Origin of the sequence: Ruminobacter sp. RM87 (assembly GCF_000701925.1) — a bacterium.
GTDB classification, from domain to species: domain Bacteria; phylum Pseudomonadota; class Gammaproteobacteria; order Enterobacterales; family Succinivibrionaceae; genus Ruminobacter; species Ruminobacter amylophilus.
The window spans coordinates 1-11378 of the sequence record NZ_JNKD01000072.1 but is presented as its reverse complement, the minus strand read 5'-3'; the positions used below and the strand labels follow the sequence as shown (position 1 = coordinate 11378).

General features: G+C 45.7%; 9 protein-coding genes. 1 reads left to right on the top strand and 8 read right to left on the bottom strand.

The genetic code is table 11. The annotated features are described in order from the left end of the window. Positions 1-155: 155 nt before the first annotated feature. Positions 156-287 carry a hypothetical protein gene (locus T489_RS15635; protein WP_255327008.1) on the bottom strand — a complete coding sequence of 44 codons (132 nt, stop codon included), beginning with the start codon at positions 285-287 and terminating at the stop codon, positions 156-158. A 102-nt stretch (positions 288-389) separates the two neighbouring features. Further along, positions 390-1097, bottom strand: coding sequence for a hypothetical protein (locus T489_RS0110955; RefSeq protein WP_157608227.1), 708 nt, complete (start codon positions 1095-1097; stop codon positions 390-392). Positions 1098-1481: 384 nt separating this feature from the next. Here T489_RS0110955 and mepA point away from each other — a divergent pair, with 384 nt between their 5' ends. Continuing rightward, the gene (gene mepA, locus T489_RS0110950; RefSeq protein WP_031580076.1) at positions 1482-2297 is read left to right on the top strand and encodes a penicillin-insensitive murein endopeptidase; all 816 of its coding nucleotides are present in this window, start codon (positions 1482-1484) and stop codon (positions 2295-2297) included. Between the two features lie 160 nt (positions 2298-2457). On the opposite strand, the gene T489_RS0110945 is transcribed toward mepA, so the two are convergent. The 6 genes from T489_RS0110945 to T489_RS0110905 form a co-directional block, all read right to left on the bottom strand. Further along, positions 2458-3177 (bottom strand): hypothetical protein, encoded by a 720-nt coding sequence (locus T489_RS0110945; RefSeq protein WP_031580074.1) that lies wholly within the window; start codon positions 3175-3177, stop codon positions 2458-2460. Positions 3178-3512: 335 nt separating this feature from the next. Next, on the bottom strand, positions 3513-4484 hold the full coding sequence (locus tag T489_RS0110935; protein ID WP_031580072.1) for a diaminopimelate dehydrogenase: 972 nt from the start codon (positions 4482-4484) through the stop codon (positions 3513-3515). Positions 4485-4991: 507 nt separating this feature from the next. After that, complete coding sequence (locus tag T489_RS14440) at positions 4992-5903, bottom strand: BON domain-containing protein (protein WP_051622056.1); 912 nt, start codon at positions 5901-5903, stop codon at positions 4992-4994. A 373-nt stretch (positions 5904-6276) separates the two neighbouring features. Further along, on the bottom strand, positions 6277-8355 hold the full coding sequence (locus T489_RS0110920; protein ID WP_031580070.1) for a tetratricopeptide repeat protein: 2079 nt from the start codon (positions 8353-8355) through the stop codon (positions 6277-6279). A 334-nt stretch (positions 8356-8689) separates the two neighbouring features. Continuing rightward, the gene (locus T489_RS0110915; RefSeq protein WP_031580069.1) at positions 8690-9169 is read right to left on the bottom strand and encodes a hypothetical protein; all 480 of its coding nucleotides are present in this window, start codon (positions 9167-9169) and stop codon (positions 8690-8692) included. Between the two features lie 341 nt (positions 9170-9510). Beyond that, positions 9511-11378: methyl-accepting chemotaxis protein (locus tag T489_RS0110905; protein WP_031580067.1), on the bottom strand; the 1868-nt coding region annotated here is incomplete at its 5' end.

Sequence of the window (11378 nt, the reverse complement as noted above, 5' to 3'; positions counted from 1 at the left end):
TTCATTCAATGTATGCGGTAAATCCGTTTCTGTTTTATTAACGTCTACAGTTTACACGGTAAATCCACGATTTGCATTCATTCGTGGAGGTCGTTTCATATTGTCTTTGACATATTCATACTTTCCTGCATTCATCCGACCGGACTACTCAAAAATTAATCACAGTACACGCAGTCAGAACCGACAAATACCATGGCATATGTCTTAACCAGAAAGCACTTCAGCATCTGAACAAAAGTACTTTTTCCGAAAAATCCCGGACGGAGAAGAACCGGAGATGGCGTCATTTTTCACTACCGGAAAAGCTTTAAGACAAATAAATCAGCCGAAGTGATTCAGCAGCAGTGCAGTCATTCAGTCCATGATTTATATACTGATATTCTGCGGTTTTATGATTCTGTTCCTGCTGTTTGCATTCCTGCTCCGTTTTTCCCGGAACCTGAATCCAGACGATGTCTTACTGCCAGAATCTGGGCACAGGCATCCGTCATTCTGTTTTTCAGAAGAGTGATGCGCTTCTGACATGTCATGGCATTAAAGAAACTGTTTATCCAGAAAAACTCGTAAATAATCATCAGTCTGTCAAAACTGCCGAGACATACGGCCAGTTCCTTCTCCATTGGGGTTTTAATCTGCAGACTGCGTCTGTATCCGCCGGATGCTGCGGTATTATCCAGAAGGTTCATCAGACCGTTATCCGAAATCAGCTTCTTCATGCGTTCAAGCTCTTCGGCAAATGCCGTACCGAGATCGACAATTCTTTTAAATCCCTTACGGATATTCTCCAGTTCAACGGAAGTGAGTTCCTTTTTCTTAAAAAAGAATAGTACTGACAGTCTGCGCATGCTCCACATGGTTCCCGGCAGCATACGCTCCGCTATCTTCCCGGCTTCGGCGGAAAGCAGCACCAGTTCGTATTTCTGACTCAGATGACGAAACTGAAGCCGTTCCCCTGTTTCCTGCTTCAGCCTTCTTTCAGGTGATTTTCCTTCCTCTGCTGAACCTGCCGCGACGCCTGCCGGCAGCCTCGTGCCATTATTTTTTTTCTGAATACCGTTCCTGACGCTCATTTCAGGGATCTGCTCTGCCGACATCATGTTCCTTCCTCATCAAAACTTACAGAATTCATGACGGAACAGTCTGCATGCCTTTTCCCGAACTGATACCTCATAAAACATTAAAATACCGTCAGGAATTTCCGTCGTCACGGAAATCACGTTTCAGAACAGCCCCTGTCCGGCAGGATTTCAGGCTTTTCAACACAAGATCACATTGTAGCTTCGCCCCAAAAACCATACACATCATTTCCGGGATTATTGAGATATAATCTAGAGCCGATAAATTGTTTTCACGGATTCCCTTCTTTAAAAACTGCTGTCACGTAATTCCGTCAGCACTATCACGGTTATGACAGCGACAGGAATTAAGATCGGCAGATCCGGGAATTTTCTTTTTCTATTTTCAGACATACAGGATACCAAATGTTTTTAGCCCCTATCATCATGGCAGCGGCCGTCACCGGAGCACCGGCCGACTGGGCAAGAATGACACATCCGGCAGGAGAGCAGGTTCAGTCAATCGGTGAATACAGCAACGGCTGCATAGCCGGTGCCGTAAGCGCGGATCTTAAAAATCCCTACTATCAGGTTATCAGACAGCAGAACAGACGTTTCTACGGTCACCCGGTTCTTGTAAGTTACATTGGAGATCTGGCGGACAGGGCTCATGAAGCGGGACTGCCTATCCTTCTGGTCGGAGACATGGCCATGCCGAGAGGCGGACGCTTCATAAAAGGCCATGCCAGTCATCAGACCGGTCTCGACGTTGACATCTGGTTCAGAATGGTTAAAAAGCCGCTTGGAAAAAAGGATCTGGAAAAACCATGGGCTCTTACCATTGTAAAAGACAATTTTCTGGAAACAAACGGTTACTACAGCAAAGACATTTATACCCTGGTAAAGCTTGCGGCCACGGATGATCGCGTCGCCAGAATCTTTATAAATCCGGCCATTAAAAACCAGCTGTGCAGAGACACTCCTGAAGAAGAACGCGGATGGCTGCACAAGATTCGCCCGTGGTGGGGGCATACCGCTCACATTCACGTAAGACTCGAATGTCCTGAAGGAGCCGATTCCTGTGTCAAGCAGGCCCCTATTCCTGAAGGAGACGGCTGCGGAACCGAGCTTCAGGGCTGGCTTGATGAAATCAGACATCCTAAGAAGAAGGACACCAAACCTAAGCCAAAGGTCAAAAAGATCGTACCTGAGCAGTGTATACAGTTACTGCAGATGAACTAGCAGGGACTGCAGCCCGGTGTGTTTTTCCGCCGTCGGTATTTCACGGAAATCACCGCCTTTTTTCAGTTGCCCGATAAACATGAAAGCCTGTCATGATATATCATGACAGGCTTTCCCTATTACGGAACATGGTTCCTTCGTGACAGGAAACCGTTTAATCCTAGTCAAAGAGAATAGGCATTCTCTTCTTGAGGTATTTGGCCAGCTGCTCACTCTTGATGGAAATCTGCAGATGGGTTGCGGTCTCATCAACGGACCAGTCAAGAAGTCTTATCATATCAAGGGAAAGATCCTTTTCCTTGATGGTATTCTTGATGGCAGGAGTCAGATCAACGATGTATTCCTTGGAATTGAACTCACTCTTGCTTACGTTGATTCCCGGAATGGCCTTGTTTATGGCGGAAATTTCCAGTCCGGTCACCATCATGCCGATTTTAATCATGTTGCGGATAAACCATGAGGTATCAGGCATTTCCCATGAATTAAGCATAAATGCCAGCTTGAAGGTATCCTTGTTCAGAATGATTTCACGAACGGAAAGATCCAGAATGATTTTTCCAAGCTTTACGTGCTCCGCCACCAGCTTGATCTTGTTGATGCTGGAGGTTGAAACCTGCAGGCTGTTCAGAACTTTCGGAATCTTGATGTCAGACACGTACTCGTTAACCAGTTCGGTCGGCACTACAAAACGGCCGAAAACCATATCCTCAAATCTCTGAGCCTTCCAAATTTCCTTACCCAGCTTTTTCAGGTCGCTGAATTCGGCACTTACCTGGGACTGAGCATCCTTCACTCTTAACTCATAGCGCTGATGAATACCATCCACCACGTTAGAATCAAACATGGTTCCATTGTTGGGATTGTAGTATTTCTCTGACATTTAAGCCTCTTACTTATTCTTATTCTCCGTCATGCCTCTTTAATCTATCCCGAACACCGCCCAGGAAAACTCCGGCCGGCACAGCACGGCGGAATACCACTTTACTACGGTTCATTATAACCTATCTGCATTCTTTTTGTAAAAACATGTCAGGCGTCTTAACCGTGAATGTGTGCTTTCTCAAGATTGCACCGTTCCATATGGATAAAAAACCGCCGATTCCGCCGGAAAAGCCACCTGAAAACATCAGACAGGTATTTTTCATGGACAAAAAAACCGGCTGTCGGAATAAAACCGGCAGCCGGTATTCTGTCAGAACTGACTCAGGTCAGACATTAGAGCATGTGAGCTCTTAATTCTTCACCGCTTAACGGGCTTAAGTATGAAGGAGCAACGTCAAATACGGTGAGACAGCCGGTCTTGCCTTCAGCGTGTAATCTGTAAGAGGCACGTGCATAGGCAACGAGTACGCTTGAAGTGAATTCTGGGTTTGAATCAAGCTTTAAGCTGTATTCGATAACGTGGGTCTTGTCACCGGTAGAGCCTGAACGGATTACGAAACCGCCGTGAGCGATACCGCTGTGATCTCTTACGAATTCTTCTTCAGAAATGAAGTGAACGATGGTATCGTAGTCAGAGAAGTAGTTAGGCATGGTCTTGATTTCGTTTTCAACGTAAGCTGCATCAGCACCTTCCTGAAGAACAACGAAACATTCACGTAAGTGCTTCTGACGGGTGGTTAATTCAGGATTTGAACCGCTGCGTACTGCTGCAAGAGCTTCTTCCTTAGGAATGGTGTACTGCTTAGCGTTCTTAACCCCCTTGATTCTTCTTACTGCATCAGAGTGCCCCTGGCTTACGCCCTTACCCCAGAAGGTGTAATCCTTGCCGTTTGGTAAAATTGCGTTTGCATAAGCACGGTTTAATGAGAATAAACCCGGATCCCAGCCTACTGAAATCATACCGAGGGTACCGTTGGCACGTGCGGCAGCATCAACGTTTGCAAAGTGTTCAGGAATACGTGCGTGGGTATCGAAGCTGTCGATTACGTTGAATAACTTAGCAAGTTCAGGAGTCTGCTGAGGTAAATCGGTAGCACTGCCGCCACAGATAATCATAACGTCAATCTTGTCCTTCCATTCAGCAACCTGTGAAGCGCTTACTACAGGTGCACCGCATGCAACCTGAACTGAAGATGGATCTCTGCGGGTGAATACTGCTGCGATTTCCATGTCTGGATTAAGCTTAACAGCCTTTTCAATGCCTCTGCCAAGATTACCGTAACCATAAATACCAAGTCTAATCATTTTTGACTCCTTACTTTAATGTATTTGTAAATTTGAAATGATCCTTAACAAAACATGTGACATTTTAGATCAATATTTCGCGTTTCTGAATAAAAAAAATCAATAAATTCAAATATTTTTTTTGAATTTCCCACTTTTTGTGCATTAAAAAATATCAATTAGCCATAACTAACTAAAAACGTGCAGAATCCTGTCTTTTTCGTGCATCTTTTTTGAGCATTTTTCGGCAGTTTTTCGGAAATTTTTCATTTTCTGTCTTTTTCGTGCATCCTTTTTGAGCGTTTTTCGGCAGTTTTTCGGAAATTTTTCATTTTCTGCATTTTTCATGAAGTTTTTTCAGTTTTCCCCGTTCTTTAACCTGACATCCGGAGGGGCATAACCTTTTCCGCAGAGGGGCATCCGTTCCCGGCCGTGATTTTCCGCAGGAAGATGCGCATTCCCGTGCACAAAAAAATCCCGTTACCGGCAAATCATGCCTGATAACGGGACTGATGCTTATCTTAAGCCCTACTCAATGATGAACATGTCACTTGAGCTGTCGGAGGCTGATGCTGAAGGAACAGGATCTACGGATACGTTCTCTTCAAGCAGGTCATATACCGGTTTAGGCTGATGTGCGCTGTCGGTTGCCGGAGCGGAATTCAGGTGAGTTATCGGAGCAGATGCTGATGATGCAGCCGGCGCAGCAGTAACAGCCGGTGACACGGGCTGTTCCATGATAGTTGAATCCTCCTGAAAAACCGGAGTATCGGCAGCAGGTGCGGTAACTGCAGGACCTGCGGATGAAGCTGAAGAGGCAGGAACATCCCCTGCTCCCACAACGGCAGCCTGGCCCCTTTCGTCCAGGTATTCAAAAATCTTGACAACCTTCTTAACCCCGTCAATGCCCCTGACCACGTTAACGGCTCTGTTGGCTTCGGAATGGTTAACCAGACCGATGAGATAAACCACCCTGTTTTCGGTGATAACCTTGAATCTGCCTGAATTGATTTCCTGACCGAAAAGCAGCTGGGTCTTGACCTTGGTGGTAATCCAGGTATCGGTTGAGCGGTCAGACATGCTCAGAGGCTCAATCATTTCGATTCTGTTGACAATCTTTCTTACCTCAGGAATGGTCTTAACCCTGGAAACGATGTATTCAATGTATTCCTTGTCACGGCACTGACCGGTCAGAAGAACAATACCGTTCACGGAAGTGGCATCCAGCTTGGAAGCCTCGTAAATTTCACGATTATTTGAAAGATATTTGTTACTCTTGTGCTCTATGGCTTCATCGTCAACCATGGTTCCCACGGTTCTGCTGTCCGCTGCCACCACGGCACCGGCCCCTATGGCACTGCCGGCAAGAAGCGCAGTACAGCCGCTTGCGGTCACGGCCGTAAAAACTCCGAGCATAAGCAGAGAAGCAATTCTGTTCATATAATTCCCCTAATAGTAATCAGTTAAGCTCCCATCCGAGCGTTTTTCATATTCATTTATGTATTACGGACAGGCAATATTAAGCTTAGACAGGCAGATATGCATCAGGTTCTGCCGAATAAGTCGAACTCTATCACACTGTCATTTTTTTGGCAATAAACGAACTATACGTATATTCTGCCGTATAGTGTACATTTATTGTCGGATACTGTGACTTAAAGAATGAGAATTCCGGGAAAACTGGGATGTTTCCGCACTTTATCCGAAAAATTCCATTCTGAACCGAACACACAGAAAAAAGCCGGTTTCAGCTTCATGACGCACCGATGCGGCACATCCTCAGCTGAAACCGGCCTGACTTTACAGAAATACCCTAATTACCGGTTCGAGGTGTCTGAGAACACATGTTTTTCACTGAAGAGTATTTTGATTCCAGATAATCTCTGGATGTCTTAACCTTTGACAGGGCGAGAGATGCTTCATTTATACCATGATCACGGGCACCGTACATCAGCCAGGCGAACCCCTCATCTGAATCACCCACTGAAGCATAATATTTCAATCCAAGAAACATTATGGATTCAGCGTGTCCCTGACAGGCGCTCTTTGTCAGCAGAGGCTCTATTTCACTTCTCATTTCATCAGGAAGTGTCTTACTGCTGAAAATAAGGGCAGCCTCAAGATATCTGGCGTCGATACTGCCTCTGGCAATGGCCTTTTCGTACCATTCTGACGCATAAACGTCATTCTTCTGAACCCCCTGACCACGCTCATACATGATTCCCAGGAATGTCTGGGCATAGCTGCTCTGCTTGGCTATCTTCATGAAGGTTTCCCTGGCTTCATCGTATTTACCCTGAATGTAATACATGCGACCGAGATTCTCGGCTCCCACAGTATGCCCAAGGTCTGCTGCCATTTTGAAGAACTTCTCAGCCTCAGGATAATTATGCAGTTCAAAATAAATGTCAGCGGCACGGGCAGCTGCTTCAGCGGCATTGATATCTTCAGATGAAGCAACCATTCTGTACCATGCGAGAGCCGACTCAGCATCACCGACCTCGTCATAGGCACTGGCCAGAGGGAACAGGGCTTCGGCCATCCCACCGTTTACGGCCTTCTTGAGATACAGAATGGATTCGTTGACATTTCTCTCCACGCCCATTCCGTAGAAAAGAAGTTCACCGTACTGAAAAGCTGCAGGAGCATAATCCGACTTGGCCAGATTCTCAAAAATCACCAGGGCTTCATTGCCGTTGAGACTTGCACCTCTGCCGTCCTGAATCATCATGGCCTTTCTGAAAAGGGCATCCTTGTTTCCTGCCTCTGCGGCCTGATTGATGTACTCATAGCCTTTTTCGCTGTCTTTCTTGGTACCTACGCCGTCAGCATACATGACACCGATAAGATAGGCGGCTTCAACATCGTTAGGAGAAACCTCTATGGCTCTTCTGGCGAAACTGAAAGCCTCATTTTCATCCTTGTTAACTCCGATGCCTTCAAGATAGATTCTTGACAGGGCGACCAGAGCCCTGTTGGAACCGGCACTCTGAGCCATGCGGACGTAGTGTACCGCTTCCTTAACATCCCTGTTCTGACCGTAGAGACCGTTAAAATAGATTTCATACAGTTCATATGCGGCATCAGGATAATTGGTCTTTCTGACGAATTCCTTCATTCCTGCAATACCCTTTGCAGAAACCTCAGGATTCTTGTTCATCACCATAACCTTCAGCTCAAGAAACTGAGCTTCAAGATCATTGGTTCTTGAAGAATACTTCTTTATCAGCTTCCCGGCCTTGTCAAGGTCAGTCACTGTACCGAGGCCTTCCATGTAACATTTTGCCAGAAGCATGTCTGACTCGCGGGAAGGACTGTCATGCTGTTCCTGATAAACCAGACGGAAAACCGATTCCAGCTCATCACGATGAACCAGATTATCAAGATAGATTCTGGCAAGTGGAATACGGGCCCTGAAATCCCTGTTCTGCACGGCCATTTCATAGTTCTGAACAGCTTTCTCGTAATCCTTTTTCTTAAAGTAGTATTCTCCGAGAGGATAGTAGGCATTGGAATTGGTTTTGTTCTTTGCGGTGGCTTCCTTTAAAAGCTCCGCACCGCGATCCATGTTTTCCTGATTTTTGGTATCATTTATAAGGAATATGCCGTTGATGATGTCAAAATCATTCGGCTTGCTGGTTCTGAACTTTTCAGCGTAGTTTCTGGCGCTGACGATATTGTTGTTTCCCAGCTCGTAATAAGCCATGTACAGAGCGGCATCAACCGATCCCGCATCCACAGCTTCCCTGTACATTTCTATTAACTTTTCCTGAGGAACTTCTCCACTGGTCTCCGCGACCTTGCACTTCATAAACAATTCGTTCGGATCATCACCGCACGCACTTAGTCCCAGACAGACTGAGAGACCAACAGCAAGACATAACTTATTCACTGCCAATATCCTCAACTAAAATTCTTTATCTTCTATTTTCTTATATCTTTTATAAAGCATTATTTACAGATGCACTAATTATACAAAAAAAAACACATGATACAGCTAAAACCTCATACTTTATGTTCATTATGATGATTGTGTATTATTTCTCACCGCAATAACACATTTTATGAGCAGTTCTGAAGCCTCCGGAGACGGTACAGGCATACGGATGACGACGAAAAACGAAAAAAGCCGTCACTCTGAAAAATGACGGCTTCCGCGTATTCCTGAAATTATCCTGACGGACTACCGGCCCTATGCGCCTTAAGGGCTGTTCCGCTACCTGCCATCAGAGACTGTAGGTCTTTACAAAACGGGAAACCTCGCGATTTCCGTAATTTCTGAAATCACCCCTGCCGTCACCGATGCCGTTGGATTCTCTGATCACCACGTCATAGAACATCAGACCGTTATTCAGTCCGGTGTCGCTGCTGTTGCCGATGTATCTGCCGTCACGCTCAAAATAGCTGACAGTGCCGTCAGCCGAACTCATGGCGTAACCGACAGGTTTTCCTTCGGCATTGAAATAATCTGTTCTTCCCGCTTCATTCTTTACCGCAGAACCGATCTGTTCCCTGTCAGCATTAAAAAACAGCTCATTACCCGCATCATTCTTCTTCATGGTAACAATAAGCTTACCTTCGGAAAAAATCTGTTTACGTCCGAGTAAATCCGTCTGTACCTCGTAATTTGCCCCGTATGCCACTGATGCCAGATTCCATAAAAGCATCACGGCGGAAATCTTTAATAGTGTTTTTCTTATATGCATTCTAATTATTATCTTCGTTATTATCCTGGCGGATTCGATATATAGGGCCGAGCCTCCTGCTGCAGCGACAAATCCATCACCAGTGTCTGAAATTTTAATAAATAACCACTTATAAAAAAAATAAAGAGATCTAAATAAATCAAAATATTGAGTGATCCGGATAACAGATCCGTAAAATTCTGCAAAGGTTTTCATAAAATGATGTTATGGGCGAAACATCTTTCGCCCATCATTCCGGAAAACGCGGCATTTCTGGTCCCTGACCGCATTCATCTCCGGGATGCCGAAAAACAGGAAAGGGGATGCAGTGCATCCCCTTTCCGCTTTAAACCGTATAAGGTTTACTTTTTAGGCGGCTGAGTCTTTTTTCTGAAAACCCCCTTCTTTTCCGTCTTAGTTTTATTCTCGGGAATCTTTCCGTTTACCGCCTTTGACTTTGCATGCCCGAAAAGTCTTGCAAAAAATCCCGGTCTGTCTTCCTTTTCTGCGGTTTTCTGTACCGGTCTGACAATACCGCCTCTGGCGGAACCGGAGAGCAGTTTTTTAGCCTTTGCACCGGCTTCAGTCTCCGCACTTGTCTCAGGCAGCACAAATTTATTGATACTGCTTTCGGTGCTGGCGGCAAGGGTATCCAGTGTCTGACTGGTAATGGCCAGAGCTTCAATCTGAATCTGGTTGTCGTTGGACAGATCGCTGATTCTTTCGATATTTGAGGAAATGCCTTCAGAAGTCTTCATCTGTCTGTTTACAGATTCCACAATGATGGAAGCCATTTCGTTGATGTGCACCACGGCGGTCTTGATGTCGTCGATGGCGTTGCTTGCCTGTGCGGACTTGTCCTTGGTAAGCTGCATTTCGTTGAGACAGATTTCAGAGCTGTTTACCGCTTCAATTACGGAGGCCTGCAGGTCTTCAATCATCTTGCGGATGTCATTGGCTGAGTTTGCCGTGGTATTGGCCAGACTTCTTACTTCGTCGGCTACCACCGCAAAGCCTCTGCCGTACTCGCCGGCACGTGCGGCTTCGATGGCGGCATTCAGAGCCAGCAGATTGGTCTGATCCGCAACGCCCTTGATGATGTCGATAATCTTGGCTATGTCGGAACTCAGATTGCTTACGTTCTTGATTACTATGGTGTTTTCCTTAATCTTGTCTGACAGAACCAGAGTCTTCTCCATGGTGTCATTCATGATGTTCTGAGACTTGACAGCCTCATTTTCCACCCCGTGAATTTCAGTCATGGTGCTGTTAACGGCCTTGGCGATTTCATTGATGTTGGTAAGCATCTCATTCATTGCGGAAGCCAGATTGAGGGTTTCATTACGCTGTTCGCTGATGGCGTTCTTGGAAATATCGGCAGCCACCAGATTATCGGTAGAGGCCATCTTCAGCTTCTTGGCGGAATCAGCCATCTGAAGCATTACCTCACTGGTTTCCGTGGTTACCCTGTTGAGGTTCTTGATGATTACCCCGAATTCGTTGACGTCTCTGGTATAAACCTGTCTGTTCAGATTACCGCCGGCGATTTCCTCAAGACGCTTTACGATGATTTCCATAGGCTTCTTGATACTGCGGCTCAGGAAGAACAGTACCACGAAGGTAATGGCAATGGCGACGATGAAGGATATGATACTGATAACCTTTGACTTGATGTACTTGTCGGAAGCAAGCTCCTTTGATTTGCTCAGCTCATTGTCCACAAGCTGCTGAATGTTGGTTATTTCAGTCTTGATTTCATTAATCTTTTCCTTGGCCTTGTTCATGCTGTCGACAAGATCGTCAGTGGTCTTTACCAGATTTTCATGCTGACCTACCACGCCGTTGTCATCTGAACATGAATATTTGAAGTTGGCAATAAGCGCGCCTATCTCATTCTGTGCTTCAGGCATTTCGGAATAAAGATTGTCAGCCCATTCCTCATATTCAACAATGAACACGCCCACCGACTTGCGGTCCTTGACGATTTCGTCATAGTTGTTGGAACCGAGGGCTTCAAGCACCTTCTTTTCAACCAGGGACTGGTAGGTCAGAAGGTTAAGCATTACATTATCAACGTAGTCATCAAAAACCTTAAGCTTGAGTTCCTGAATCATCTGTCTGAAAACGGGGAGCCACGCAATGAAGTCAGCCTGACTCTTGTTGGCCTTGATGGTAAGCTCCATGTTCTGTCTCTTCAGATCAGGGATGGTATCGATAATATCAAGGTAAC